This is a genomic window from Planotetraspora kaengkrachanensis (genome assembly GCF_016862895.1).
In the GTDB taxonomy this organism is placed as follows: domain Bacteria; phylum Actinomycetota; class Actinomycetes; order Streptosporangiales; family Streptosporangiaceae; genus Planotetraspora; species Planotetraspora kaengkrachanensis.
The window spans coordinates 1-23,117 of record NZ_BONV01000059.1 but is presented as its reverse complement, the minus strand read 5'-3'; the positions used below and the strand labels follow the sequence as shown (position 1 = coordinate 23,117).

General features: G+C 71.1%; 34 protein-coding genes and 1 pseudogene. 20 read left to right on the top strand and 15 right to left on the bottom strand.

The genetic code is table 11. The annotated features are described in order from the left end of the window. Positions 1-15: 15 nt before the first annotated feature. On the top strand, positions 16-483 hold the full coding sequence (locus Pka01_RS39125) for a MarR family winged helix-turn-helix transcriptional regulator (protein ID WP_239116263.1): 468 nt from the start codon (positions 16-18) through the stop codon (positions 481-483). A gap of 25 nt (positions 484-508) precedes the next feature. Continuing rightward, complete coding sequence (locus Pka01_RS39120) at positions 509-1,768, top strand: MFS transporter (RefSeq protein WP_239116262.1); 1,260 nt, start codon at positions 509-511, stop codon at positions 1,766-1,768. On the opposite strand, the gene Pka01_RS39115 is transcribed toward Pka01_RS39120, so the two are convergent. The 7 genes from Pka01_RS39115 to Pka01_RS39085 all read right to left on the bottom strand — a co-directional run bounded on the left by Pka01_RS39115 (position 1,759) and on the right by Pka01_RS39085 (position 4,933). Next, on the bottom strand, positions 1,759-2,184 hold the full coding sequence (locus Pka01_RS39115; protein ID WP_203888065.1) for a hypothetical protein: 426 nt from the start codon (positions 2,182-2,184) through the stop codon (positions 1,759-1,761). The two genes, Pka01_RS39120 and Pka01_RS39115, sit on opposite strands and share 10 nt — an antisense overlap. A gap of 201 nt (positions 2,185-2,385) precedes the next feature. Then, the gene (locus Pka01_RS39110; RefSeq protein WP_203888064.1) at positions 2,386-2,988 is read right to left on the bottom strand and encodes an Asp23/Gls24 family envelope stress response protein; all 603 of its coding nucleotides are present in this window, start codon (positions 2,986-2,988) and stop codon (positions 2,386-2,388) included. Next, positions 2,985-3,617 carry a DUF6286 domain-containing protein gene (locus Pka01_RS39105; RefSeq protein ID WP_203888063.1) on the bottom strand — a complete coding sequence of 211 codons (633 nt, stop codon included), beginning with the start codon at positions 3,615-3,617 and terminating at the stop codon, positions 2,985-2,987. The genes Pka01_RS39110 and Pka01_RS39105 overlap by 4 nt, the downstream gene beginning before the upstream one ends. After that, a complete protein-coding gene (locus Pka01_RS39100; RefSeq protein WP_203888062.1) occupies positions 3,614-3,916 on the bottom strand; it encodes an Asp23/Gls24 family envelope stress response protein in 303 nt (100 codons plus the stop codon). Before Pka01_RS39100 ends, Pka01_RS39105 begins: the two co-directional genes overlap by 4 nt. Further along, positions 3,913-4,098 carry a hypothetical protein gene (locus tag Pka01_RS39095; protein ID WP_203888061.1) on the bottom strand — a complete coding sequence of 62 codons (186 nt, stop codon included), beginning with the start codon at positions 4,096-4,098 and terminating at the stop codon, positions 3,913-3,915. Before Pka01_RS39095 ends, Pka01_RS39100 begins: the two co-directional genes overlap by 4 nt. Further along, positions 4,095-4,415, bottom strand: coding sequence for an Asp23/Gls24 family envelope stress response protein (locus Pka01_RS39090; RefSeq protein WP_203888060.1), 321 nt, complete (start codon positions 4,413-4,415; stop codon positions 4,095-4,097). The genes Pka01_RS39095 and Pka01_RS39090 overlap by 4 nt, the downstream gene beginning before the upstream one ends. Further along, positions 4,412-4,933 carry an Asp23/Gls24 family envelope stress response protein gene (locus Pka01_RS39085; protein WP_203888059.1) on the bottom strand — a complete coding sequence of 174 codons (522 nt, stop codon included), beginning with the start codon at positions 4,931-4,933 and terminating at the stop codon, positions 4,412-4,414. Before Pka01_RS39085 ends, Pka01_RS39090 begins: the two co-directional genes overlap by 4 nt. Positions 4,934-5,230: 297 nt before the next feature. On the opposite strand from Pka01_RS39085, the gene Pka01_RS39080 reads away from it, so the two are divergent. The 11 genes from Pka01_RS39080 to Pka01_RS39030 all read left to right on the top strand — a co-directional run bounded on the left by Pka01_RS39080 (position 5,231) and on the right by Pka01_RS39030 (position 11,661). Beyond that, a complete protein-coding gene (locus Pka01_RS39080; protein ID WP_203888058.1) occupies positions 5,231-5,878 on the top strand; it encodes a hypothetical protein in 648 nt (215 codons plus the stop codon). Positions 5,879-5,884: 6 nt separating this feature from the next. Next, positions 5,885-7,174 (top strand): SRPBCC family protein, encoded by a 1,290-nt coding sequence (locus Pka01_RS39075; RefSeq protein ID WP_203888057.1) that lies wholly within the window; start codon positions 5,885-5,887, stop codon positions 7,172-7,174. 149 nt (positions 7,175-7,323) lie between these two features. Then, positions 7,324-7,734 carry a gas vesicle protein GvpJ gene (gvpJ, locus tag Pka01_RS39070; protein WP_203888056.1) on the top strand — a complete coding sequence of 137 codons (411 nt, stop codon included), beginning with the start codon at positions 7,324-7,326 and terminating at the stop codon, positions 7,732-7,734. A gap of 1 nt (position 7,735) precedes the next feature. Continuing rightward, positions 7,736-8,521, top strand: coding sequence for a GvpL/GvpF family gas vesicle protein (locus Pka01_RS39065; protein ID WP_203888055.1), 786 nt, complete (start codon positions 7,736-7,738; stop codon positions 8,519-8,521). A gap of 25 nt (positions 8,522-8,546) precedes the next feature. After that, on the top strand, positions 8,547-8,780 hold the full coding sequence (locus tag Pka01_RS39060; RefSeq protein ID WP_203888054.1) for a gas vesicle protein GvpG: 234 nt from the start codon (positions 8,547-8,549) through the stop codon (positions 8,778-8,780). Between the two features lie 4 nt (positions 8,781-8,784). Beyond that, positions 8,785-9,180: a gas vesicle protein GvpO gene (gene gvpO / locus Pka01_RS39055; protein ID WP_239116261.1), complete on the top strand. Its 396-nt coding sequence runs from the start codon at positions 8,785-8,787 to the stop codon at positions 9,178-9,180. Positions 9,181-9,185: 5 nt separating this feature from the next. Then, positions 9,186-9,710, top strand: coding sequence for a gas vesicle protein (locus Pka01_RS41070; RefSeq protein ID WP_239116260.1), 525 nt, complete (start codon positions 9,186-9,188; stop codon positions 9,708-9,710). Then, positions 9,703-10,560, top strand: a complete 858-nt coding sequence (locus Pka01_RS39045) for a GvpL/GvpF family gas vesicle protein (protein WP_203888053.1) — start codon at positions 9,703-9,705, stop codon at positions 10,558-10,560. The genes Pka01_RS41070 and Pka01_RS39045 overlap by 8 nt, the downstream gene beginning before the upstream one ends. Then, on the top strand, positions 10,557-10,799 hold the full coding sequence (locus Pka01_RS39040; RefSeq protein WP_203888052.1) for a gas vesicle protein: 243 nt from the start codon (positions 10,557-10,559) through the stop codon (positions 10,797-10,799). The genes Pka01_RS39045 and Pka01_RS39040 overlap by 4 nt, the downstream gene beginning before the upstream one ends. Then, positions 10,780-11,148 (top strand): gas vesicle protein K, encoded by a 369-nt coding sequence (locus Pka01_RS39035; RefSeq protein WP_203888051.1) that lies wholly within the window; start codon positions 10,780-10,782, stop codon positions 11,146-11,148. Before Pka01_RS39040 ends, Pka01_RS39035 begins: the two co-directional genes overlap by 20 nt. 54 nt (positions 11,149-11,202) lie before the next feature. Beyond that, the gene (locus Pka01_RS39030) at positions 11,203-11,661 is read left to right on the top strand and encodes a hypothetical protein (protein WP_203888050.1); all 459 of its coding nucleotides are present in this window, start codon (positions 11,203-11,205) and stop codon (positions 11,659-11,661) included. Positions 11,662-11,710: 49 nt separating this feature from the next. Here Pka01_RS39030 and Pka01_RS39025 read toward each other — a convergent pair whose 3' ends face one another. Then, on the bottom strand, positions 11,711-12,544 hold the full coding sequence (locus tag Pka01_RS39025; RefSeq protein WP_203888049.1) for an SDR family oxidoreductase: 834 nt from the start codon (positions 12,542-12,544) through the stop codon (positions 11,711-11,713). A 156-nt stretch (positions 12,545-12,700) separates the two neighbouring features. On the opposite strand from Pka01_RS39025, the gene Pka01_RS39020 reads away from it, so the two are divergent. Next, positions 12,701-13,438 carry an ATP-binding protein gene (locus Pka01_RS39020; RefSeq protein ID WP_203888048.1) on the top strand — a complete coding sequence of 246 codons (738 nt, stop codon included), beginning with the start codon at positions 12,701-12,703 and terminating at the stop codon, positions 13,436-13,438. A 21-nt stretch (positions 13,439-13,459) separates the two neighbouring features. Here Pka01_RS39020 and Pka01_RS39015 read toward each other — a convergent pair whose 3' ends face one another. The 5 genes from Pka01_RS39015 to Pka01_RS38995 all read right to left on the bottom strand — a co-directional run bounded on the left by Pka01_RS39015 (position 13,460) and on the right by Pka01_RS38995 (position 17,566). Beyond that, positions 13,460-14,866, bottom strand: a complete 1,407-nt coding sequence (locus tag Pka01_RS39015) for a sensor histidine kinase (protein WP_239116259.1) — start codon at positions 14,864-14,866, stop codon at positions 13,460-13,462. Further along, a complete protein-coding gene (locus tag Pka01_RS39010) occupies positions 14,863-15,540 on the bottom strand; it encodes a response regulator transcription factor (RefSeq protein WP_203888047.1) in 678 nt (225 codons plus the stop codon). Before Pka01_RS39010 ends, Pka01_RS39015 begins: the two co-directional genes overlap by 4 nt. Before the next feature lie 18 nt (positions 15,541-15,558). Then, entirely contained in the window at positions 15,559-16,059 is a 501-nt protein-coding gene (locus Pka01_RS39005; protein WP_203888046.1) for a hypothetical protein, read from the bottom strand. A gap of 90 nt (positions 16,060-16,149) precedes the next feature. Continuing rightward, positions 16,150-16,542: a hypothetical protein gene (locus Pka01_RS39000; protein ID WP_203888045.1), complete on the bottom strand. Its 393-nt coding sequence runs from the start codon at positions 16,540-16,542 to the stop codon at positions 16,150-16,152. A 163-nt stretch (positions 16,543-16,705) separates the two neighbouring features. Next, complete coding sequence (locus tag Pka01_RS38995; protein ID WP_203888044.1) at positions 16,706-17,566, bottom strand: class I SAM-dependent methyltransferase; 861 nt, start codon at positions 17,564-17,566, stop codon at positions 16,706-16,708. 240 nt (positions 17,567-17,806) lie between these two features. On the opposite strand from Pka01_RS38995, the gene Pka01_RS38990 reads away from it, so the two are divergent. Both Pka01_RS38990 and Pka01_RS38985 read left to right on the top strand, forming a co-directional pair. Then, positions 17,807-18,157, top strand: a complete 351-nt coding sequence (locus Pka01_RS38990; protein WP_203888043.1) for a hypothetical protein — start codon at positions 17,807-17,809, stop codon at positions 18,155-18,157. A gap of 20 nt (positions 18,158-18,177) precedes the next feature. Continuing rightward, positions 18,178-18,606: a DUF3147 family protein gene (locus Pka01_RS38985; RefSeq protein WP_203888042.1), complete on the top strand. Its 429-nt coding sequence runs from the start codon at positions 18,178-18,180 to the stop codon at positions 18,604-18,606. 46 nt (positions 18,607-18,652) lie between these two features. Here the strand turns inward: Pka01_RS38985 and Pka01_RS38980 are convergent, their stop codons facing one another. Continuing rightward, on the bottom strand, positions 18,653-19,477 hold the full coding sequence (locus Pka01_RS38980; protein ID WP_203888041.1) for an ArsR/SmtB family transcription factor: 825 nt from the start codon (positions 19,475-19,477) through the stop codon (positions 18,653-18,655). 213 nt (positions 19,478-19,690) lie between these two features. On the opposite strand from Pka01_RS38980, the gene Pka01_RS38975 reads away from it, so the two are divergent. From Pka01_RS38975 to Pka01_RS38965, 3 genes are read left to right on the top strand one after another with little or no spacing between them, the layout of a single operon-like run. Continuing rightward, a complete protein-coding gene (locus Pka01_RS38975; protein WP_203888040.1) occupies positions 19,691-20,278 on the top strand; it encodes an NADPH-dependent FMN reductase in 588 nt (195 codons plus the stop codon). Between the two features lie 10 nt (positions 20,279-20,288). Continuing rightward, positions 20,289-20,663, top strand: coding sequence for a winged helix-turn-helix transcriptional regulator (locus tag Pka01_RS38970; RefSeq protein ID WP_203888039.1), 375 nt, complete (start codon positions 20,289-20,291; stop codon positions 20,661-20,663). A 5-nt stretch (positions 20,664-20,668) separates the two neighbouring features. Continuing rightward, positions 20,669-21,748 (top strand): methyltransferase, encoded by a 1,080-nt coding sequence (locus tag Pka01_RS38965; protein WP_203888038.1) that lies wholly within the window; start codon positions 20,669-20,671, stop codon positions 21,746-21,748. Here Pka01_RS38965 and Pka01_RS38960 read toward each other — a convergent pair. Further along, a complete protein-coding gene (locus Pka01_RS38960; RefSeq protein WP_203888037.1) occupies positions 21,738-22,232 on the bottom strand; it encodes a beta-class carbonic anhydrase in 495 nt (164 codons plus the stop codon). The genes Pka01_RS38965 and Pka01_RS38960 overlap by 11 nt on opposite strands. A 291-nt stretch (positions 22,233-22,523) precedes the next feature. On the opposite strand from Pka01_RS38960, the pseudogene Pka01_RS38955 reads away from it, so the two are divergent. Beyond that, a pseudogene (locus Pka01_RS38955) lies at positions 22,524-23,117 on the top strand (hypothetical protein); the annotation flags it as partial.

Sequence of the window (23,117 nt, the reverse complement as noted above, 5' to 3'; positions counted from 1 at the left end):
TGATATAAGTTACTTATGGATTTTTCAGGTGACCGCGACCTGCCCGCGATCGAGATCACGACGGCGCTGGAACGGCTGACGCGGATGTTCCTGCGGCTGGCGCCCCGCGGCGAACTGTCGCTCACCGCGGTGTCGGTGTTGTCCCTCCTCGAGCGGTCGGGCCCCAGGCGGCTGACCGATCTGGCGATGGGCGAGGGCGTGACCCAGCCCGCCATGACCCAGCTCGTCTCCCGGTTGCAGGATGCGGGCCTCGCCGTACGCGCGGGCGATCCCGACGACGGGCGTGTCGTGCTGGTCCACGTCACCGACGCCGGACGGGCCGCCCTGGCCGAGCGCAGGGCGGCCCGCGCCGCCCTGCTCTCCGAGCTGCTGTCCCGGCTGCCCGAGGAGGAACTGGACGCCCTCGTCACCGCGCTGCCCGCCATCGGCAGCCTGACGAGCCTGATGCCCGACGAGCGCCCGGCAGCAGGCCGGACCTTCTGAACCCCCGTTGATGTGGAGCATGCCGATGAGTGGTCATTCCGTGGCCGCGAACCCCTTCAAGCAGCCGAAGGCCGTCTTCGCGGTCGCCTTCGCCTGCGTGGTCTCCTTCATGGGGATCGGGCTGGTGGACCCGATCCTGCCCGCGATCTCCAGTGAGCTGAACGCCACTCCCAGCCAGGTCACCCTGCTGTTCACCAGCTATCTGGTGGTGACGGCCGTCGCGATGCTGATCACCGGCTGGGTGTCCAGCCGCATCGGCGCCAAGCGGACCCTGATCGCGGGCCTCGCCCTCATCGTCGTGTTCAGCGCGCTGGCCGGCGCCTCCTCCGGCATCGGCGGGATCGTCGGGTTCCGCGCGGGCTGGGGCGTGGGCAACGCGCTGTTCATCGCCACGTCCCTCGCCGTGATCATCGCCTCTGCGAGCGGCGGATTCATCGGGGCCATCATCTTGTACGAGGCCGCGCTGGGAGTGGGCATCGCCGTGGGCCCGCTGCTCGGCGGCCTCCTCGGGACCATCAGCTGGCGCGGGCCGTTCTTCGGGGTCGCGTTCCTGATGGCGATCGCGTTGATCTCCACCGTCGTGCTGGTGCGGCCGACGCCGGCTCCGGCCAGGAAGACCGGCGTGGGCGAGCCGCTGCGCGCGCTGCGGCACCGCGGCCTGCTGGCCATGTCGCTCACCGCTCTGTGCTACAACTGGGCGTTCTTCACCGTCCTCGGGTACGCGCCGTTCCCGATGGGGCTCGACGCCATCCAGCTCGGCTTCGTCTTCACCGGCTGGGGCGTGCTCGTCGCCGTCTTCGCCGTGTTCGGGGCGCCCCGCCTCCAGAGCCGCTTCGGCGTCGCCCGCACGCTGTACGCCAACCTCGCCCTGTTCGCCGTCACCGTGCTGGTGATCGCCATCTGGACCGATCATCCGCCCGTGCTGATCACGGCCGTCATCGTGGCGGGCGTGTTCATCGGCGTGAACAACACGGTGACCACACAGGCGGTGATGACGGTCTCCCCGGTCGAGCGGCCGATCGCCTCGGCGGCGTACGGGTTCGTCCGGTTCATCGGCGGCGGGCTCGCCCCGTTCGCGGCGGGCAAGCTGGTGGAGCACACCAACGTGCACGTGCCGTTCTACGTCGGCGCCGGAGCCCTGGTCGTCGGGATCCTGATCCTGTTCACCGCCCGTGAGCACCTGCGGCACTCCGAACGCGTCCAGGCCGCGGGCGGCGAGGAGCCGGCGCCCCAGCCAGAACCCGAGCCCGGCCCGGTCGCGCACGGGACGCGAGGTCACCAGTAGCACGTGGGCGTGGTCGCCTCCCGGGGCAGCCCGCAGAAGGCGGTGAGCGGGGAGGTGATCCTCGTCCAGGTGAACCCGGGAACGGTGGTGCCCGCGATCCGGCCCACCTGGTAGGTCGACGTCACCATGAACGCGTCCGCGTCCTCCACCCCCACGTCTTTGCTGCTCTTCCCGCTGGGCAGCCAGTAGGTGCGGCAGGGGAAGCCGCCCGCGTTGTAGGTGGCGCAGCGTTCCGATCCCTCGCCGAAGGCCGCGGCCTTCACCGTGAACGACCGCGGCAACGTGTTCCGCACCTCGCCGCAGAAGCCGTACGCGCAGGTCCGCGCGTGCGCGGGCGCGGCGGCCAGGACGGAGAACAGGGCGGAGAACAGGAGCAGGGCGAGGGCGGAGGTCGCTCGCAGGGACGCGTGCATCATGGGGGGCCTTTCCGGGGGGACGGATGTCCCCGGGACCGCGAACGCCCCGGGGCCGACGACGACGGTAACGCGCTGTGAACGCTTCGCCCCGGCGATTCCCGGCAATGCCGGAGGCTCCAGGTCGGCGTGGGGCCGGATTCCCGGGCGGCCGGACGGCGAATGCGGGGCCGGCGCACGCCCGGCCCCGATGCCGCTCGCGGGTCAGTGGACCTCGCGGGGCGGCCTGCTCTTCGCGAACCCCAGACGCACGAGCGCGGGCAGCCGCTCGAACCCCAGCGTGGTCCTGATGGCGGGGAACGCCTCGTCGCGCAGCCGGGCCAGGACGGAACCCACAGCGGCCGGGTCGCGTGTGGTGACGCGCACGTCCAGAGCGGGCCTGTCGGCGGTGCCCCGCAGCACGGCTCTCGCCTGCCGGACGCCGGGGAAGCCGCTCACCTGCCTTCCCAGCGCGTCGCCCGCCAGCCGGCCGTTCATCTCCGTGACTCCCGAGGTTCCCGACTCGAGGCGCACCCGCCGGAGCCTGCCGGGCCGGAGCAGGGCGAGCAGCCAGCTCAGGCCGATGAGCGCCACCACGATGGACCCGGCGGCGACGGCCGGCCAGAACCAGCCCTGCCGGGTGAGGGACGTCACGCCCCCGTCGAGCAGCGGCTCCCGCGCCGCCGCGGTGCCGAAGGCCCCCAGGCCGCGGGCGATGGCCGCCCCGCCTCCGGCGAACAGGATCAGCCCGAGCGTGGTGAGACCGGCCCGGTTCGCTCGCGCGGTCTCCCGGCCCAGAGCGCGGCCCTTCGCCGCGCGGCGCCTCATGACGGGCCTCGCACGCGTGCCCGGACCCCGTAACGGCCGATGGGCGCGAGTCTGCCGAGTTCGTCCTCGACGGCGGTGAGCACCCGCTGCTCGACTCCGGCCGTGTCCCGCAGGTCGGTCGCGGCCTTGACGACGACCTGGCGTCCGCGGATCTTCGTGCGGGCGCGCCGCACCCCGTCGGCGCCGCTCGCCGCCGCGCCGAGGAGCCTGGCCAAAGTCCGCGGCCGCACGCCCGCGACCAGATCGGGGTCTCCCGTGCGCAGCGCGACGAGGCGCGGACGCCCGGCGACCAGTGCGAACAGCAGGAGCAGCAGGCCCAGAACGGCGGTGATGCCCGCCGACGTGAGCGCCTGCCTGTCCTGCCATGCGGTGGTCGCGGCCCACTCGGACACCTGGTCGTACGGCAGGAGCCTCGCCGGGCGGCCCGCCAGCGCCGAGATCGTCTCGACCGCGGTCAGAATCCCCGCCGCCAGGAGCGCGAGCGCCGAGATCGCGGCGGGGATCACCCGCCGTGGCCGGAAGGCGCGAACCGCCGCCCTCGGCCGCGCCGGCGCGGTGGGCTCGGTGACGTGCCCGCCGGGCGCCGCGGACGGCCGGGTGGGTCCGGGACCTGTCTCGGCTGTCGTCATGGAGCCTCCTCCGTGGGTACGAGCCCGACGACGTCGATGTCGACGCTCTCGACGTCGATGCCGGTGAGCTCGCGCACCCGCTGCCGTACGTGGTGCCGCACCTCTGCCGTGACCTGCCGTACGGGCGCCGGGTACCGGATGGAGAGCCGGTACCGCACGGCGGCCACCCCTCCGCTGACGGACGCCTCCACGCGCGGCCGCTCCGCGATCCGGTCGTCTTCGGCCGCGACCTCGGTCGCTATCTTCGTGAAGGCGCGATCGGATATCGCGACCGCCCCGGGCCCGCCGGCGCCGGTCATTGCCGTCTCGCCCGCATCGTCGGCATCTCGACGCCGCCTTCGACGGCCAGGCCGACGAAGAAGCCGACGACACCGAGCACGAGCACGATCAGGAACGCGTTGAGGCCGCCGAAGGCCCCGACCACGCCGAGGACCGTGCCGAACGCGAGGCCGGCAAGGGCCATGACGGGGAGCTGCTTCATGATGATCCCCTCTCGTCTTTCTGGACCGCCTTCTCGACCGCCTTGATCGGCCGGACATCGGCGATGGTCACGTTCACGCGCCTGCCGCCGGCCGCGTCGCCGATCGCGTCCCGGACGGCGGCTGCGATCTTCGGCAGCGGCGAGCCGTAATTCGCGACCACGCTGACGTCGATCTCGTCGTCCCGCACCGACACGCCGGGCACGGATTCGCCCGGCAGGTAGGTCGTGACCGTCCCGAACCGACCGGTCGAGAGCGCGGCCACGTACGGGCACGTCCTGGCCCGCTCGGCGACGATCCTCGCGACCTCGCCGCTCATCTGACCCGCGGCGCCGTCTGGGTCTCGCCGCCCTCGCCCTCGTCCTCGTGGGGCAGGTGCACGTCGTCCACCGCGATGTTGACTTCGGTGACCTCGAGCCCGCACATGTTCTCCACCGAGCTGATCACGTTGCGGCGGACGGCTCCGGCGAGATCGGGGATGGCGACGCCGTACTCCACGACCAGGGCGATGTCCGCCGCGGCCTGACGTTCACCGACCTCGACGGCGATACCTCGGGTGACGCTCTCGTCGACCCCGAGCTTGCCCTTGAGCGCGCCGAAGGCCCGTGCCGGACCGGTGCCGAAATCATGCACCCCCGGGATCTCCCTGGCGGCGACTCCGGCGATCTTCGCAACCGCCTCCGCGGCGATGGTGGTGCGCCCCCGATCGGTCACCAGGGCCGATTCGGTCCGGCGCTCCCGGGTGAGGGTGCTCCTCTCCTGTGCGGGACTCTGCTCGGCGCCGCTCTCCCGCTGAGCGGGTATGCCCTGTACCGGCGGCGTCCTGGACCCTGCCATGTGAATCCCCCACTTCACCCTTGGTTTGATGTGTCCGTTTTCCTCTATCGATCACCCGTATTACCCCGTTTGCGTAGTGTGATGACGCCGGGTGGGGCGAGGTTCGGTCACCGAGGCGTCTCGAAACGCCCAAGAATTTCGGTTATGGGCTGTATTGCAGGGATTAGGCGCTAGCAGGGCATTAATCGATTTTGTCGTCTATTGAGTCATATGTGTTTCTCTGTCGGTTTAAGGGGCAGGGGACCCGCTGGTCTGGTGGCGCGACATGCCGGGCCGGCGAGCACGTGAGGAGTGACGATGAAGGACGAATGCAAGATGGCCGCCGCCGTGGTCGCCGGCTATTACCTCGGCCGGCACCACAAGCTCAGGCTGGCCGCGACGCTGGCGATGGCAGTGCTGGCCAAACGCCTGAAGGGGGCCGGTGTCGGCGGGCTTCTCGAGCAGGGCACCAAGCTGCTCGGCGGCGCCTCTCCCGAACTCGGGAAGATCACTGAGCGGGTGCGCGGTGACCTGATGGAGATCGGCAAGGCAGCCGCAGTCAACGCCACGAGCAAGCAGATCGACTCCCTGAGCGACCGGTTGCACCAGCGGGCGGAGTCGCTGCGCGCCGCCACCGCGGCCGCCGGACAGGCGGGAGAGCAGGCGGGCGAGGTCGCGGGAAAGGCGGCCGGCCGGGCCGGTGAGGCCGCCGGGCGTGCGGGTGAGCGCGTAGGGGAGCGCGCAGGGGAGACGGTGGGCAAGGTCGGCGGCCGGATTCCCCGGCAGAGGGGCAAGGCTCCCACGCGGCCGGAACCGGAAGAGGACTTCGAGGACGAGTACGAAGACGAGTACGACGAGGCTCCCTACGAGGACGACTACGAGGAGCCCGAAGCGGCGGAGCCGGAGGAGAGGCCGAGGCGGAGACCGCAGCGCCCGGCCCGGCCCGTCACGCGGGCTCGGAGGTGATCGGGTATGGCCGGGCAGGCGACTGAGCAGACGAGAGAAGGGCCGCTCAAGGCGGGGATCAAGGAACTGCCGACAGCCAGGCTCGGCCAGGAGTTCCAGGGCCTGGCCACGGCGGTGGCCGAACGTGCGCTGAGCAACCTCACGGGCAAGATCGACGGGCTCGCGGGCCGGTTGACGGGCTACGTCGAGGACGGCGGCACGGGCCTGATGGAGGCCGTGACCGGCAAGTCGGGTTCCGGGATGTTGTCCTCGCTGGCCCGGGGGCCGGGGGTGTCCGGGCTGCTCGGCTCGCTGACCGGGTCGGAAGGCGGAGGAAGCCATCCCATGCGGTCGGCCCTCGCCACCTACGCCAAGGAGAAGGTCAAGGGGATCTTCAGCCGTCTCGGGGGAGGCAAGGGCGGCAGGAGCAAGAAGCTCAAGCTGACCAACATCGTCGAGTCCGTCGACATCGGCGCCCCGCTGCGCGTCGTCTACGACCAGTGGACGCAGTTCGAGCAGTTCCCGAGCTTCATGAAGAAGGTCGAGACGGTCAACCAGAAGTCCGACGAGAAGCTCGACTGGAAGGCGCAGGTCTGGTGGTCCCACCGTACGTGGGAGGCGACGATCCTCGAGCAGACACCGGACAAGCTGATCGTCTGGCGGTCGCAGGGGCCGAAGGGGCACGTCGACGGCGCGGTGACCTTCCACGAGGTCACGCCCGACATGACCCGGGTCCTGCTCGTCATGGAGTACCACCCGCAGGGCATGTTCGAGCGTACCGGCAACCTGTGGCGGGCCCAGGGACGGCGGGTCCGGCTGGAGCTGAAGCACTTCCGGCGGCACGTCATGACCCAGGCGCTGCTGCACCCCGACGAGATCGAAGGCTGGCGTGGCGTGATCCACGACAGCCAGGTGGTCAAGGACCACGAGACCGCCGTGCAGGAGGAGCAGGAGCAGGAGGGCCGCGAACCGGAGGACCTTGAGCGGGCGGAAGAGGAAGAGCCCTACGAGGAAGAGGCCGAGTTCGAGGAGGCCGAGGGCGAAGAGCGGCCCGGGGAAGAGCCCGAGGAAGAGCCCTACGAAGAGGACTTCGAGGAAGAGGCCGAGGAGCCGGAGGCCGAGGCGCCCCGGCGGGCGTCCTCACGGCCGGTCAGGCCGCGCAGGCCGACGGCGGAGCGCCCGGCGCGCAGACGCGGGCAGGAGCGCCCGGCCAGGGAGCGCGAGGAGGCCGGCGAGGAGGAGGAGCCCGAGGAGCGCCGGCGCCGCAGGGCCCCGGAGAGGCGCGCGTCCTCCGCGTCGTTGCGGCACGGCCGGTGAAGCCGGGTCGGAAGGACCGCCGGCGCCGGAGACGGCCGGGACCGTGAGAACGGCGCCCGGCGCGCGCGGGGCGGGGTCGCATCGAGCGGGAGATCGCTCACGGGGGCGCGACCCCGCCGCGAAGATTCCCATACGAGGAGGTGGAGGGGATGACGGTGACCGTTCCTTCGGGAGGCGGAGGGTTGCCGGACCGCACGTCGGGTTCAGGCCTGGCGGACGTCATCGACACGATCCTGGACAAGGGACTCGTCATCGACGCCTTCGTCCGGGTCTCGCTCGTCGGCATCGAGGTGCTCACCATCGACGCGCGCGTCGTGGTGGCGAGCGTGGACACCTACCTGCGCTTCGCCGAGGCGGTGAACCGGCTGGACCTCGGACAGGACAAGGCGGGGCTTCCCGAACTCGTCGGCGACGTCACACAGGGGGTCGCGCGCGGCAAGACCAAGGGCGCCGCCCAGGGAGTGATCGAGGCCGCAGGCGAGAAACTGCACGACTACATCGCGGGCACGCTGGAGGAGCCGGAGCCGGAACGGCGAGTGCGGCGAAGGAGCGGTGGCTGACATGTCGAGCTCTACGGAGACATCGCGGCGGGCGAGGCCGGCCGTCGAAGGCATCGCCTGCTACGTGTACGGGATCGTGCCGGAAGACGTGGACGTCAGCCCGGACGCGGTCGGCGTGGGAGACCCGCCCGGCCGGGTGCGGCTCATCCGGCACGGCCGGATCGGGGCGCTGGTCAGCGACGTGGCGGTGGACCGCCCGCTCGGCCGAGCGGAGGACCTCGTGGGACACGAGGCGCTGCTGAACGGTACGGCGGCCGAGGTGCCGGTGCTGCCCCTCAGGTTCGGGGCCGTGCTGACGTCGCCGGAAGCCGTGGTCGGTGAGCTGCTCGAACCCCACCACGACGAGTTCGCCGCCGCGCTGAAGGAGGTCGAAGGGCACGTCCAGTACGTCATCAGGGCGACCTACGCCGAACGGTGGGTTCTCAACGAGATCCTCGCAGAGAACGCCGAGATCAGGCGGCTCCGCGACCAGGTCAGGGGCCGGCCTGAGGACGCGACCCGCAATGAGCGGATCCGCATCGGCGAGCTGATCACCCAGGCGATCGCCGTCAAGCGGGAGGCCGACACGCAGACCGTGCTCGACTGCTTCGCCCCGTGCACCGTGGCGGCAGTCGTCCGGGATCCCGCGCACGAGCGGGACGCGGCCAACGTCGCCTTCATGGTGCGTTCGGACCAGGAGGACGACTTCGAGATGGTGCTCGGCGAACTGCGGCGCGAATGGGCGGACCGGATCGACGTGCGGGTGCTCGGCCCGATGGCCGTGTACGACTTCGTCACCTCGGGGTGACGGGCCGCCGAAGGGAGGGGTCTTCGTGGGACTGATCGGCCTGATCTTCACCTGGCCGGTCGCACCCGTGCGCGCGGTGATCCGGCTCGGCGAGCTGATCCAGGACCAGGTGGAACACGAGCTGAGGGATCCGGCCGTCGTCAGGCGCCGGTTGGAGGAGATCGAGGAGGCCAGGCGCTCCGGGCTCATCTCCGCGGAGGAGGAGTCCCGGGCCGTGGAGCGGATCCTCAGCACGATGACAGGCACGCGGAGGGGGTGAGGGCGTGGGTTCCCCCAGGCGCAGGGCGCGCGACGTACGAGCCGCGGAGCCGTACAGGCGCGAGGAGTCCGACGAGTACGCGCCGGTGATGGTGGAGGCGGACGAGCAGGCGCCCGAGCCGCGGAGGCGGCGCCGCACCATGACCGCGGTGACCGCGGGAGAGCAGGGCCTGCGGTACATCGCCGACCTGACCGCGCGAGACCCGGAGGCCGTCACGCTGGTGGAGCCGGCCGAGGACGGCTGGACGGTGCACGTGGAGATCGTGGAGGACCGCCGGATCCCGTCCTCGGGCGACGTCCTCGCCGTCTACGAGGCCGAGCTGGACGAGGAGGGGAACCTGCTGTCCTACCGCCGCCTGGGACGTTACCGCCGCGGCACGAACACGGTCGGGGAGGGTTAGCCGCGATGACGGATCCGGCCAGGTTCAGGCCCGTCATGCGGGAGTCGTACGCGCAGCCGATGACGACCGGCCGCGAGTCCTCCAACCTGGGCGACATCCTCGAGCGGGTGCTCGACAGGGGCGTGGTGATCGCGGGGGACATCCGCGTCAACCTGCTCGACATCGAGCTGCTGACGATCAAGCTCCGGCTGCTCATCGCGTCGGTTGACACGGCACGGGAGCTCGGCATCGACTGGTGGGAGCACGATCCCTGGCTGACGGGCAAGAACCGCGAGCTCGTCGACGAGAACCGGCGGCTGCGCGACCGCCTGGCCGCGATCGAGGAGCGCCTGGACGAGCGCGAAGGCCTCCCGTCGCGCGTTCCCGAGCAGCGGCCGCGCGAAGTCGAGGGGCGGCCGCGCGCCATGGAGCCACGCGAATACGAGTCACGCGAAGTCGAGCCCCGCGAGGCGGAGCCGCGCGGAGGGGACGGGCGCCGAGCCGACAGGCGCGAGGCGGATCGGCGCGGATGGGAGAGGAGCGGTGACTGAATCCGGCATCTACCTGTACGCGGTGACCAGCGAGGCGGGCGACGCGTGCCTGAGCGTGCGCGGCGTCCTCGGCGCGCCCGTCCGGAAGGTCGGCGCCGCAGATCTCGCGGCGTACGTGAGCACCGTCCCTCTTGACCAGTTCGGCGAGGAGCCGCTGGCACGCCTGCTGGAGGATCTGGACTGGGTCGGCGAGGTGGCCCGTGCCCACCACCGCGTCGTCGAGGCGGTGGCGGAGGCGGGGCCGACGGCGCCGGTGCGGCTGGTCACCGTCTACAGCGGTGAGGAGCAGGTCCGGGAGTTGCTGGAGCGGCGGCACGACGACTTCCTCGCGGTCCTGTCCCGGGTCGCGGGCCGCCGGGAATGGGGCGTCAAGGCGTACGTCGACCCGGATGCCGCGTCCCGCACGGCGGAAGGCGCCGCCGGACGTGAGTCTTCTGCCGGGCGTGAGGCCACCACCGGGCGTACGGGCGCCGGGCCGGGAACGGCCTACCTCCAGCGCCGCAAAGAGAACCTCCACAACCGCCAGGACCTGTGGCGTCAGGCGGTCGCGCGCGCGGAACGGCTGCACGCGGCCCTGGGGGAGATCGCCGTGGCCGGCCGCCGCCATCGGCCGCAGGATCCGCAGTTGTCCGGCCGCAGGGAGTGGATGGTGCTCAACGGCGCCTACCTCGTTGAGGAGGACCGGGGTGCGGAGTTCGCCGCGGCGGTCGCGGCCTTCCGCGAGGCCGCGTCCGCCGCCGGTCCCGGAGAGGGTGCGGGCATGGACGTGGAGCTGACCGGTCCCTGGGCGCCCTACTCGTTCACCGCCGTGGAGCTGGAGACGGAGGGCGGGGAGGGAGGCGCGCGGTGACTCCGGACGTCCGCCGGGGCGCCGCCCTGGCCGAGGAGGGCCGCCTGCCGCCGGAGCGCGTGGCGCTCGTGGACCTCCTCGACAGGCTGCTCGCGGGCGGCGTCGTCGTGACCGGGGACCTCGTGCTGTCCATCGCCGACATCGAGCTCGTCCGGATCTCCCTGCGCGCGCTGATCGCGTCCGTGCGGGGCCCCGACGAGACGCAGACGGAGGTCGATCATGGGCCGTCCTGGTCGTGACGCCGCCGGCAGGCCCGCGACCATCGGCGGGCGCGCCACCGACAGGCCGGCTGGGGACGGCACGCGGTCCGACAGCTGGCGCCTCAACACCGATCCCGAGGCGGTCGAGCGCGACCTGAGCCGGCTCGTCCTGACACTCGTGGAGCTCGTGCGCCAGCTCGTCGAACGGCAGTGCATCCGCCGGATGGGCGAGGGCGATCTGACCGAGGAGCAGATCGAGACGCTGGGGCTGACCCTGATGCGCCTGGAGGAGGCGATGACCGAGTTGTGCGAGCGCTTCGGCCTGTCGCCCTCCGATCTGAACCTGGATCTCGGCCCGCTCGGCACGCTGCTTCCCACGGATCGGTGACGACACTCGTCAGGGTGCCTTGACGTCAGGATGCCCTGACGGGAGGATGGCGCCATGTACACGCCTGACAGCGCCGAACGCGACCACACGCTCCGCACCGCCGTCGCGCGCTACGACGAGCTACGCGTCCGCGAGTCCCTAGGATCGCCGGCCGACGAGGACCTCGACTGGCCCGACGCCATGAGCGGCCGGTTCGCTCCACCGCAGGCCGCGCTGTCCAAGGAGGAGGCCCTCGAGTTGCTCGCCCTCGGCGAGGTGATCGCGCGCAAGGCCGCGTACGGCAGGCAGCTCACGGTCAGGACCGCACGGGCCGCGGGTGCCTCCTGGTCGCAGATCGGCGCGGCGCTCGGGACCACCAAGCAGTCCGCCTGGGAGGCCCACACCCGGTGGATCGACGGCCAGGCCGCGTTCCGCGACCGTACCGGGACGGAGGGCATGGACGGCGACCAGGTGCGGGCCGCCCGCGAGCTCGCCGGTGACCCCGACGAGCCCGCGGACTCCGGCGCTCTCTGACCGGCAGCGAAGCCTGACCGGCCGCGCTCGCTCCCGGCTTCTGCGCGGCTCAGTCCTGCTTGCCGTGCGCGGCCACTGACACGGGTTCCCACTCCCGCCAGGTGGCCAGCCGCGACTCGTAGTCGGCGGCGGCGATCGCCAGCGGCCCGTCGCCGAAGAAGATCCGCAACGGGGGCCGTTCCGCGTCGACCACCCGAAGGACGGCCTCGCGGGTCGCCTCCGGCCTGCCGGGCGTCCCCACCCTGCGGGCACGCTGCTCGGCGGCCCGCCCGCGCACGTCCTCGTACGCGGGCAGTGAAGCGGCGCGGCTCGCGGACGAGCCGGCCCAGTCGGTGTCGTAGGCGGCAGGCTCCACGATGGTCACCTTGATCCCGAAGGATTCGACCTCGTGGGCGAGTGACTGGCTGAGGCCTTCGAGCGCCCACTTGGACGCGTTGTACATGCCGACGTTGGGGAAGGCGGAGACGCCGCCGATGGAGGACACCTGGATGATGTGGCCGGAGCCCTGCTCGCGCAGGTAGGGGAGCGCCGCCTGCGTCACCCACAGGGCGCCGAACAGGTTGGTCTCGATCTGGGCCCGGGCCTCCTGCTCGGTGATCTCCTCGATCATGCCGAACTGCCCGTAGCCCGCGTTGTTGACCACGACGTCGAGCCGGCCGAAGTGGTCGTGCGCCTTGGCGACCACGTCGAAGACCGCCTCGCGGTCGGTGACGTCGAGGGTGAACACGGCGATCGCGTCGCCGTACTCGTCCACGAGATCGTCGAGCGAGGCGGCGTCGCGTGCGGTGGCCGCCACGCGGTCGCCGCGGTCGAGGGCGGCGAGGGCCCACTCGCGCCCGAAGCCGCGAGACGTCCCGGTGATGAACCAGATCTTCGAAGTCATGGGGGAACCGGCGTATCTGCTCGACGGGGAGGCCGCACCCGGCCGACCCCCGAAACTGAACTTGAACGTTCATCACGTTAGTTCGCCGCCACTGGCCGGGCAAACGACGGCCCATGAGGCGGTTCGCCCGGGTTTCGGCTGGTTAGCGGCCGGGAAGTGGCAGAGCAGTACGGCGTCGAGCCGCCCCGAGCCGTCGTGCTGTTCGGTCCGCCGGGAACGGGCAAGACGACCTTCGCCAGAGCGGTCGCTTCGCGGCTCAGATGGCCGTTCGTCGAGGTCTTCCCCTACCAGCTCGCCACGGACCCGAACGGCGTCGCGGCCGCGCTGCGGCAGCTGTTCTCGCGGGTCGACCACCTGGACCGGATCGTGTTGTTCTTCGACGAGGCGGAGGAGATCGCCTCGCAGCGGCGCGACCCGGCATCGCTGACCCACCGGATCACCAATGAGCTGCTCAAACTCATCCCGATCTTCAGGCGCAGGGACCGCAGGCTGCTCGTCTGCGCGACCAACGCCGTCCGCAGCATGGACCCGGCCTTCCTGCGGCCGGGCAGGTTCGACTACCTGATCCCGGTCGGGCCGCCGGACGCGGACGCCCGCCGGGCGATCTGGGCGCGGTACATCGGGACCGGCGGCCTCGCCCGGGTGAACCTCGACGCACTGGTGGAGGCCAGCGCCCGGTTCACGCCCGCCGACATCGAGTACGCGGCGCGGACGGCGGCGCAGACCGCGTTCGAACGTCACCTCAGGACCGCGGACGGCCGAGGCGTCCCCGGGGAGGAGCCCGTCCGGGACACCGGCGACTACCTGGACGCGATAGCGGGCACCCGGTCGTCGCTGACCGACGAGGACATCAGGGCCTTCAACCACGACCTGCGCGCGGCCGCGCGCATGTGAGGGCACGCGTGCCCGCGGCTGTCACGCCGACCCTGCCGGGGGCCCGGCCAGCGGTGTCGTGACGGGTTCCGCGGGCCCGGCCGGGGACCGGGCGTCCGCGCGGGGTCCCAGGTCGACCGTGACGACGGTCCCCTGGCCGAGTGTGGACGACAGAGTGACCGTGCCGCCGTGCGCCGCGGCGATGGCCTGCACGATGGCCAGGCCGAGCCCGGAGCCGGCGCCGTGGAACCGGTCGAACGCGCGTGCCGCGTCCCCTTCCGGCATGCCGGGGCCGTCGTCCGCGACCTGGAGGACGCCCGGCGGGGCCAGCCGCACCAGGACCGAGGTGCCCGGAGGCGTGTGCGCGGCGACGTTGCCGAGGAGGTTGACCAGCACCTGCCGGATCCTCGCCTCGTCGACCTCCCGTTCCAGCGCCGGCGGCGACTCGACGCGGACGGGATGGTCCGGGTTGAGCGCGGTGAAGTCGTCCACCACCTCGGCGACCACGGGCACCAGGTCGACGAGGGCGACGGACAGCGCCGCGCCCCGGTCGAGCCGGGCGAGCTCGAGCAACTCGGTCACCAGGCGGGTGATGCGGGCGGACTCGTTCTCGATCCTCAGCATCACCTGCGGCACGTCCTCGTCCGGGATCGCGCCCTTGCGGTACAGCTCCGCGTAGCCGTGGATCGTCGTCAGCGGGGTGCGCAGCTCGTGCGAGGCGTCGGCGGCGAAGCGTCGCAGCCGCTCCTCCGAGGCCCACCGGGCGGCGAACGCCTGCTGGATCTGCGCCAACATCACATTGATCGCCCGGCCGAGCCTGCCCGCCTCCGTGGGGCCCTCGGGCATCCGCGTCGACAGGTCGCCGCCCGCGGCGACGCGCTGGGCGGTGTCGGCCATCCGCGCCAGCGGCGCGAGGCCGCCGCGGATCAGCCACCGGCCGAACAGCGCGAGCAGCCCGATGAGCACGCCACCGGTGACGAGTTCGGTGACCAGGAGACGGGCCAGGGTGTTCCTGATCTCGTCGAGCGGCACGGCGACCACGACGACGCGGTCGCCGGCCGCCATCCGCGCCGCGGCGGCACGCAGGCGCGAGCCCATGGTGAACGTCTCACCGGCGTCCGCGTGCGCGCCGAGCCTGCCGGCGCCGACCGACTGGACGAGCCCCGGCAGGGCCGCCGCGTCGGGGTCGTCCCCGCCCACCAGCCTGGCACGCCCGGTCGAGGCGTTCAGCGTGACCACCGCGTACGTCGATCCCGCCTGGACCACGGCGATGCCGGACGCCCGGGCCAGCCTGGTGGCCGACGCGTTGGCGGCAGTCAGCAGGGAGGCGTCCATGCGCTGGATCATGTGGCTGCGCAACATCAGCATGCTGACCAGGGACAGGGCCGCGAGCCCGAGGGCGGTGACGCCGATGAGCCCGGCGAGCAGCCGGCCGCGAAGCGTGGTCACGGCGTGCGCAGGGCGTATCCGACGCCCCGCTGCGTGTGGATCAGCGCCGGGCCGAGCGGGTCGAGCTTGCGGCGCAGGTAGGAGATGTAGGTCTCCACCACCTGCGACTGCGTGCCGAAGCCCCAGACGTGCTCGAGCAGCTGCGCCTTGGTCACCACCTGGTTCCTGTGGCGCATCAGGAAGGCCAGCAGCCGGAACTCGGTCGGCGACAGCTCGACCCGCACGCCGCCCCGCCGCACCTCCCAGCCGGTCTCGTCCAGCTCGAGGTCGGCCACGCGGAGCACGTCGTCCTTGGCCGGCGCGCGGCCGCCGCGCCGCAGCACCGCCCGCGCCCTGGCGACCAGGGCGTCGACGGAGAACGGCTTGGTGACGTAGTCGTCGCCGCCAAGCGTGAGGCCGTGGACGGTGTCGGCCGTGGTGTCCCTCGCGGTCAGGAAGATGATCGGCACCTCGTCGCCCGCCGCCCGGAGCCTGCGGCACACCTCGAAGCCGTCGAGGTCGGGGAGCATCACGTCCAGGACGATCAGGTCGAAATCTCCGGGCGCGGCGAGTTCGAGGGCCTCGTGGCCGGAGGACGCGCCGGTGACGGTGAACCCGTGGAACCGGAGCGCGATGCCGACCAGGTCGCGGATGTTCGGCTCATCGTCGGCGACGAGGACCCTCGTTTCGCTCATAGTGGCATCAAGTGTGCCTCAGTCGTTCGCCTTCTTGGGAGCGACGACCGCGACGGAGGTGCGGCTGTCCCCGGTGCGGGTGCCGGCGACGAACACCGTGTCACCTGTGGTCAGCGCGGACGCTTCCGTCTTCTTCCCGTCCTTGCGCACCCGGGTGTCGCCGTCGACCTTCCACGTCCACGACGTGCCGTCGGCGCTCTTCACCGTCACGGAGCCGGCGGCGGCCCCTGTGACGTCGCCCCGCTGCCAGGCGCGGACGACGAAGCCGTCCTTCTTCTTGACCGTGGCCTCCCCGTGCACGCCGAGACCCCTGCGCTTCAGCGCCCGCCATCCGGCGCGTGCGGGCTTGCCGTCCTTTTCCTCCTTGGCGGTCTTGAGCGCCGCGGTGCCCTCACCGCCGGCGGTGAGCGATACGTCGGCGCCCTGCCGGTCGGCGATGGCCGCGCCGCCAAGGACGCCGACCGCGAGGGCCCCGGCCACCGAGCCCGCGATGATGAAGCGGTTCGCTTGTTTCCTCATGCCCTCAGCACATCGCCGGGCCGTGGGGAAGTCCGGGGAGAATCCTGGGAGATTCTTGAGAATGGGCCTGGCGCCCGCCCGTCGGCCGGGTCAGGGGCACGCCGCCGAGATGTGCGCGAGGGACGACTGCACCTTCCCCGCAGGGTCGGTGAGGTCCTTCGCGCTGGTGGGGTCGGCACGGGAGAACTCGTAGAGAGCGTCGACGAGTTTCGGCGAAGGCTCGCCTTCGACGGTCTCCAGGCTGCCGCTGGTCAGCTCCTCGGCGCTCGCCGTCATGCCCAGCCAGATGGGCTGCGAGCCGTCCGGAGCCTTGAAGACGATGGTGCTCGCGTCCCTGCTGATCGATTCCCTGGCCTTGGCGACCAGCGCCGCCGCGGCCTCGCAGGGCGTCTGCGCCGTGCTGCGGGTCATGGCGTACGTGACACCGGCCGCGCCTGCGAGGAGGACGACGGCGGCAGTGGTCATGGTCGTTCGGCGACGCATCGGCGGGGTCCCTTTTTGGTCGCAGACACTAGTGCGGAAAGCCGATGTGATCATGGTGCCAGTGGTGTAGGAGTAATCCCCTGGGAGAAATGTCTACACCGTGAAACTTCTCCCGGATGGGGTCGTTTCGCGGGCCTGCCCTCGTGCTCGACCGGCCGCACCTTCACGTGCGGTCCCCTCCGGGCGCCCGGCGCCCTTCCCGCGGCTGCGAGAACTCGTAGCGCAGCAGCCGGCCGGCCCGCGCGAGAGCGGGGATCAGGCGCATCGCCCGGATCGCGATCCGGTAGCCGGCGGGCAGCCTCTCGACGCAGGGCAGGTCGAGGGCGGTCAGCCCGCCGACGAGGCGGATCCGCGGGTCCCATCGCTCGAGGTCGCGCGGGTCGTCCAGGGCCCAGGTGAAGGTGGCCCCCGCCGCGCGGACGGGATGGTTGAAGCGCTGCAGCCGGACGGCGAGCCCGTTGACGGCGTCGAACATCAGCTGCCCGGACGGGAACCGGCCGACGATCCCGCGGACGAGACTCCTGACGCCTTCCTCGGACAGGTACATCAGCAGGCCCTCCGCGACGACCAGCACGGGCCGGTCGGAGGGGATCTGCTCGAGCCACCGGGCGTCGGTCACCGAGGTGCCGATCATCCGGTGGTTCTCCCGGTCGGGATACAGGCGGCGGCGGACGGCGATGACATCCGGATAGTCCACGTCGTACCAGCGGACCGTGCTCGGCGGGTCGAGCCGGAAGATCCTGCTGTCCAGGCCGCAGCCGAGATGCAGCACGGAGACGGCGCGCTCACGGGCGAGGAACTCGGCCGCCCACGTGTCCAGTTGCCTCGCCCGGATCGCCACACCGGTGGTCCAGCCCCGGTGCATGCGGAACCTGCCGAAGTCGTAGTCGATCCGTGCGACCAGGTCCTCGGCCATCCGGTCGCCCAGGATGGGATCGGCGGACATGCTGTCCTTCGCCCTGGCGTGCAGGGTGGCCAGCATGGTCGCCTTCTCCCCGGTGAAGTGAACGCGTTCCGTCCCCATCCTCCGCCCGTCCCCCGTGGCGTGGTGCGGCCATTGCGCGCGAGTGCCCGCGTCCTCTCCCGCGTACCCGCTGGAGCGGGTGTCACTCGACCGTCGGGATCACATGACCGTCCGTACGTCCTGCCTGGTGAAAGGGCTGGGCCTGTCTGGAGGTTGTGCACAGACGATGGCGGCAATGCCCAGGAGAAGGCCAACAGGCGGGCACGCGGGGGCGGTCAGCCGGACGTGACGGGGGGATCCGTGGCTCGGCTGATCGTGGAGGTGGCGCTCAAGGCGCTCGCCGGCGGGCTGTTCGTCCTGGGATTCGCCGTGCTGGCCGAGATGATGACGCCCAAGCGGCTCGCCGGGGTGTTCTCGGCCGGGCCCTCGGTCGCCCTCGGGAGCCTGCTGGTGACCGTGGCGCTGACCGGCCAGGCGGACATGCGCGCCGCGGCCGACGGCATGCGCGCGGGCGCGGCCGCCTTCTTCGTCTACTGCCTGGTGGTCCCTCCTCTCATGAAGACATGGGGGGTGTGGCGCGCGGCGCTGACCGGACTCGCGGTCTGGGGGGCGACCGCCGCCGCGGCCTTCCTGCTGCTGCCCCAGTCGTGAACGCGGTCACGGGCGGCGGTATGGACGACGAATCCAAGGCTCCTGACGAGGACGACGAGCGGATCCGGCTCGTCCCGCGCGAACTGGCCCGGACGCGGCCCAAGGACCTGGTCATCCGGTTCCTCTTCGGCGCGGGGGTCTCCGCCCTCGCCGGAGTGGTGTCCCTGGCGGCGGGTCCTGCGCTCGGGGGCGTCTTCCTGGCCTTCCCCGCGATCCTGCTCGCCTCGCTGACCCTGGTCGCACGGAGGGAGGGCCCGCGTCTGGCCTACGCGGAGGCGCGGGGCTCGGTGTTCGGCACGCTCGGCCTCATCGGATTCGCCGTGGTCGTCGCCGCGACGGCCGTCCACTGGCCCGTCTGGGCCGCGCTGACCGCCGCCGTCGCGACCTGGGCGGTATTCGGCCTCGGGTCGTACCTGCTGTCCCGGGTCGCCGCGAGAACGGGTGGGTGACCGCGGGCCGGGCCGGCCGGTCGTGGCGAGATCGGCGCCCCCGAGGTCAGCCGGTCGGGGCGAGGTCCGCGCCGGGGGAGGAGTCGGGATCGGGCAGCGGCTCACCGGTCTCCAGCAGCGACTTGAGGCTGGACAGCAGGTGCGGCCACCCGTCGCTGACGCCGTCGAGCAACGTGCTTCCCGGGTCGAAGCCGTCGTGCACGACGGTCAGCTTCACCATCCGCCCGAGCGGTTCGATCTCGAAGGTCACCTTGGACCTGCTCTCGGCCGCCCACTTCGCGAGTTCGTCCGGGTCCATCGCGTGGGCCTCGCCGAACTCCGGCGTGAAGGTGTGCCAGGTGTAGGACAGACGGCGGAAGGGCTCGGACTCCAGGACGACCTGGGCGGGGTCGGCCATCCGCACGCCGCTTTCCTCCCACACCATGGGCGATCCCTGCTTCCAGTCCGATTCGAAGGCGACGCCCCAGTAGCGCCTGGTGAACGCGGGGTCGGTCAGCGCCTGCCAGAGCCGCTCCGGCGTGGTGGTGATGTAGGACGTGTAGACGAACTCGGGGTCGGCCATGGGCTCCTGCTCCAATGCTCTCTTCAGGTCGGCGAGGGCGTGGACCCGTGCGCGGTCGTACCGGCTGATCCAGCGCTCGGCGATGGCGTTGATCGGCGCGGCGTTCAGGTAGTGCAACTTCTCCCGGCCCCTGCGGATCGTGGTGACCAGTCCGGCCGCCTCCAGCACGGCCAGGTGCTTGCTCACGGACTGCCTGGCCATGTCGAGCCCGGCGCACAACTCCCGCAGGGTTTGCCCGTTGCGGGTGTTCAGACCGTCGAGCAGTCGCCGGCGGCTGGCGTCGGCCAGCGCCTTGAACACCTCGTCCATCACGTCTCACCTCGGATGTGCAGCCGATCGGCTGCGTGTATCGGACGATAGGCAGCCAGTTGGTTGCATGTCAATCAAGCGGCGCTGAGTAAAAGTTCACTCAGGAATATTTATGAGCTAAGCATTCTTGTGTACCCTGGTCAGGCGCAGGCGGCCCGGAGAATCGGACCGGCCGCAGCCGCGTGATCACACGAGATGCAAGGAGAAAGTGCCGTGTCGAAACTTGAGATCATCGTCGCCAGCACCCGCCCCGGCCGGGTCGGGATCGAGATCGGGCGGTGGATCGAGTCGGAGGCGGTGGCGCACGGCGGGTTCTCGGAGATCGAGCTCATCGACCTCGCCGAGGTGAACCTGCCTTTCATGAACGAGCCGAACCACCCCCGGCTGGGCGAGTACGTCCACCAGCACACCCGCGACTGGAGCCGGAAGGTCGCGGAGGCGGACGCGTTCGTCTTCGTGATGCCCGAGTACAACTACGGGTACAACGCGGAGTTGAAGAACGCGATCGACTATCTCCACCGTGAATGGCAGTACAAGCCGGTGGGGCTGGTCAGCTACGGGGGAATCGCCGGCGGCACCCGGGCGGCGCAAATGATCAAGCAGGTGGTCACGACTCTGAAGATGACCCCGCTGTTCGAGGCGGTTTCCATCCCCTTTGTCCGTCAGTTCATCGATGACGACAATAAGCTGGTTCCGAACGACGTCATGACGGGGGCGGCGAAGGCGATGTTCGACGAACTCGTCGTCGTGACCGAGGCCCTGGGGGCGCTGCGGGAGAATGCGGTTTCCGCGGCGAGATGAGCGGGAGAACATGAACGAGGTCCACCGCGTCTGCGTGCGTTATCACGCGGCCATCGAACTGATCGGGGCCCGATGGACGGGGGCCATCCTGCGCGCCCTGTTCACCGGACATCACCGGTACGCGCAGATCAAGTCCTCGGTTCCCGGGCTGAGCGACACCATGCTGGCCGAACGGCTGCGCACCCTGGAGGCCGAGGAGATCGTGGAGCGCCGGGTCATCGCGTCGACCCCCGTCCAGGTCGAGTACCACCTCACCGAGAAGGGCCTCGACCTCGAGGTGGTGCTCGACGCGGTGAAGGCCTGGTCGCACAAGTGGATCCCGCTTCCCGGCGACGAGGAGCCCGTCGGCGCCGCGCAGGGCGCCGGTGAGGCCGGGGGAGACTAGGGCCCATGTCCGCCGGCCGCGAGTCCGCCGAGGGCCCTCAGGTCCTGACCATGACGCGGCTGCTGGCCGGCTTCCAGTTGTCGCAGGCGCTGTACGTCGTGGCCCGGCTCGATCTCGCCACGGCACTGCTCGCGGGTCCGCGGAGTGTGGACGACCTCGCCGCCTGCCTCGAGTGCGACGCCGGGATGCTGCGCAGGCTCCTGCGTGACCTCGCGGGCCTGGGGGTCTTCGCCGACGAGGGAGACGACGTCTACTCCGTCACCCCGCTCGGCGCGACGCTGGCCCGCGGCGTCGCCGGATCGGTACGCGACCTGGCCCTGTCCTGGATGGAGACGCACTACGCGCCGTTCGCGGGCCTGGTGGACACCGTGCGCACCGGCGTTCCCGCCGCGACCGCGTACTACGGCCGGCCGTTCTTCGACTGGCTCTCCGGCGAGCCCGAGCAGGGGAGGCGGTTCACCGGAGCGATGGCGGACGTCACGGCCGCGCTCAAGGCCGACCTCCTCCGGAACTACCGGCTGCCCGAGGGCGCCACGGTGGTGGACGTCGGCGGGGCCGACGGATCGGTGTCCGCCCAGTTGATCGGCGACGAGCCCGGCCGGCGCGCCGTCGTCTTCGACCTGCCCCACGTCGTGGCCGAGGTCCGGGCCTCGACTCGGGCTTCGATCCAGGCCTCGATCCAGGCCTCGATTCGGGCCGAGACCGGCGACGGGACGGCAGGACGCGCCGAGTTCGTCGCCGGTGACTTCTTCGAGAGCGTGCCCACCGCCGACGTCTACCTCCTTTCGGCCATCCTGCACGACTGGGACGACGAGGCCTGCGCGCGCATCCTGGGCAACATCGCCGCCGCCGCCCGCGCCGGAGCGCGGCTCGTCGTGATCGAGATGGTCCTTCCCGAGGACGGCAACGAACCGCACCTCGCCAGGGGCACCGACCTGATCATGATGGCCATGCTGACGGGCAGGGAGCGGACGCCGCGGGAGTACGCGTCGCTGCTGAGCCGCGCGGGATTCACCTTCGACCGGGTCGTTCCCGGTCCTTCGGGCAATCCCTACTCCGTCGTCGAGGCGACCCTCAGATCTTGACCTCGCGCAGCCGGCCGGTCTCCACCTCGTAGACGAAGCCGCGCATCGCGTCGGTGTGGGGGATGAACGGATCGGCCCTGATCCGGGCGGCCGACTGGCGGACGTCCTCGTCGAGGTCGGAGAACGCCTCCGCGGACCAGTCGGGCTTGATGCCCGCCTCCGCCCGGATCGACTCCTTGAACGCGTCGTCGGAGAAGGTCAGCATCCCGCAGCCGGTGTGATGGATGAGGATGATCTCCCGGGTGCCGAGGAGGCGCTGGCTGATCGCGAGGCTCCGGCGCTCGTCGGCGGTCACGACGCCGCCGGCGTTGCGGATGACGTGGGCGTCGCCCTCCTGCAGGCCGAGCAGGCCGTAGACGTTGAGCCTGGCGTCCATGCAGGCGAGGATCGCGACCTGTTTGGCAGGGGGAAGCGGCAGGCCGCCCTTGTCGAAGGTCGCGGCGTAGCGCTCGGCGTTGGCGAGGAGTTCGTCGGTGACGCTCATGGGTCCCCCTCTCCTGACGGGGCGGTGGCCCCTGCACCATTATCTGTATTTCCTACAGTGTCAATGGGTATCTAGTCGGCCATTAAAAGATGATCTCCGCCCGAGGTGGTGGAATTCAAAGTCGCGGTCATAAGTAGGCCTGGTTTTGGTTCGGATATCAGCCCTGCCCCCATCTTTTGCCGTAACCACGGGCGCTCATCAATAGTGTTTTGACCGAGAAGTCGTTTTCATCGGGGTCGTTTTCCAACGACGTGACCAGGCTGATCCGGCGACCAGGACAGGAGGAGGGCGGTGTTCCCGAATCTACGCCCCCACTCCATCCAGGCGCGTTTCACGCTGGTCGCCGCAGTCATCTCCCTGGTCATCTTCGCGGTGATAGGCGTCGGACTCGATCTCGCGATCTGGACCCGCGTCCACGACAACATCTTCAAGGAGACCGAGCGCCTCGCGAGCGACTGGATCGGGTCCCTTCAGCCCGGCACGGCCTACCCCGCTCTGCCGAAGAACCGGATCGATCTCCTCCAGCTCATCGACGAGCGGGGCACTGTCGTGGCGGAGAGCGCCGCGGCGGGCCGGTCACCCCTGAGCACCCTGCGGCCACCGGTCGACGACCGCATCGCGCACACCACCCAGTGCACCGACCAGGACGGATGCGTCGTCCTTACCGCCATCCGGGTCCCGCCGCTGGAGACGCGGGTGCTCTGGCAGGGACGGCAACATTTCGTCTACGCGGGGATGGCCGAGCCGCGCCTGTTGTCCACGTACGAACTGGAGCTGCTGACCGGCGCGGGCGTCCTGGTGGCGGCCGCGCTCGCGGCGTGGGCGACGTGGTGGGTGGTCGGACGCACCCTGCGCCCCGTGGCCATGATCCGCGCCAAAACCGCT

Coding starts and splice junctions, on each gene's coding strand:
- Pka01_RS38980 (WP_203888041.1), bottom strand. CDS start 19,477: ATGGACGAGGTGTTCAAGGCGCTGGCCGACGCCAGCCGCCGGCGACTG.
- Pka01_RS39035 (WP_203888051.1), top strand. CDS start 10,780: ATGGGCCGTCCTGGTCGTGACGCCGCCGGCAGGCCCGCGACCATCGGC.
- Pka01_RS39025 (WP_203888049.1), bottom strand. CDS start 12,544: ATGACTTCGAAGATCTGGTTCATCACCGGGACGTCTCGCGGCTTCGGG.
- Pka01_RS39065 (WP_203888055.1), top strand. CDS start 7,736: ATGTCGAGCTCTACGGAGACATCGCGGCGGGCGAGGCCGGCCGTCGAA.
- Pka01_RS39090 (WP_203888060.1), bottom strand. CDS start 4,415: ATGAGCGGCGAGGTCGCGAGGATCGTCGCCGAGCGGGCCAGGACGTGC.
- Pka01_RS39005 (WP_203888046.1), bottom strand. CDS start 16,059: ATGAGGAAACAAGCGAACCGCTTCATCATCGCGGGCTCGGTGGCCGGG.
- Pka01_RS39105 (WP_203888063.1), bottom strand. CDS start 3,617: ATGACGACAGCCGAGACAGGTCCCGGACCCACCCGGCCGTCCGCGGCG.
- Pka01_RS38960 (WP_203888037.1), bottom strand. CDS start 22,232: ATGAGCGTCACCGACGAACTCCTCGCCAACGCCGAGCGCTACGCCGCG.
- Pka01_RS39095 (WP_203888061.1), bottom strand. CDS start 4,098: ATGAAGCAGCTCCCCGTCATGGCCCTTGCCGGCCTCGCGTTCGGCACG.
- Pka01_RS39080 (WP_203888058.1), top strand. CDS start 5,231: ATGAAGGACGAATGCAAGATGGCCGCCGCCGTGGTCGCCGGCTATTAC.
- Pka01_RS38965 (WP_203888038.1), top strand. CDS start 20,669: ATGTCCGCCGGCCGCGAGTCCGCCGAGGGCCCTCAGGTCCTGACCATG.
- Pka01_RS39110 (WP_203888064.1), bottom strand. CDS start 2,988: ATGAGGCGCCGCGCGGCGAAGGGCCGCGCTCTGGGCCGGGAGACCGCG.
- Pka01_RS39075 (WP_203888057.1), top strand. CDS start 5,885: ATGGCCGGGCAGGCGACTGAGCAGACGAGAGAAGGGCCGCTCAAGGCG.
- Pka01_RS39120 (WP_239116262.1), top strand. CDS start 509: ATGAGTGGTCATTCCGTGGCCGCGAACCCCTTCAAGCAGCCGAAGGCC.
- Pka01_RS41070 (WP_239116260.1), top strand. CDS start 9,186: ATGACGGATCCGGCCAGGTTCAGGCCCGTCATGCGGGAGTCGTACGCG.
- Pka01_RS39000 (WP_203888045.1), bottom strand. CDS start 16,542: ATGCGTCGCCGAACGACCATGACCACTGCCGCCGTCGTCCTCCTCGCA.
- Pka01_RS39085 (WP_203888059.1), bottom strand. CDS start 4,933: ATGGCAGGGTCCAGGACGCCGCCGGTACAGGGCATACCCGCTCAGCGG.
- Pka01_RS39030 (WP_203888050.1), top strand. CDS start 11,203: ATGTACACGCCTGACAGCGCCGAACGCGACCACACGCTCCGCACCGCC.
- Pka01_RS39100 (WP_203888062.1), bottom strand. CDS start 3,916: ATGACCGGCGCCGGCGGGCCCGGGGCGGTCGCGATATCCGATCGCGCC.
- Pka01_RS38970 (WP_203888039.1), top strand. CDS start 20,289: ATGAACGAGGTCCACCGCGTCTGCGTGCGTTATCACGCGGCCATCGAA.
- gvpJ (WP_203888056.1), top strand. CDS start 7,324: ATGACGGTGACCGTTCCTTCGGGAGGCGGAGGGTTGCCGGACCGCACG.
- Pka01_RS39115 (WP_203888065.1), bottom strand. CDS start 2,184: ATGATGCACGCGTCCCTGCGAGCGACCTCCGCCCTCGCCCTGCTCCTG.
- Pka01_RS39125 (WP_239116263.1), top strand. CDS start 16: ATGGATTTTTCAGGTGACCGCGACCTGCCCGCGATCGAGATCACGACG.
- Pka01_RS38995 (WP_203888044.1), bottom strand. CDS start 17,566: ATGGGGACGGAACGCGTTCACTTCACCGGGGAGAAGGCGACCATGCTG.
- Pka01_RS39010 (WP_203888047.1), bottom strand. CDS start 15,540: ATGAGCGAAACGAGGGTCCTCGTCGCCGACGATGAGCCGAACATCCGC.
- Pka01_RS38985 (WP_203888042.1), top strand. CDS start 18,178: ATGGACGACGAATCCAAGGCTCCTGACGAGGACGACGAGCGGATCCGG.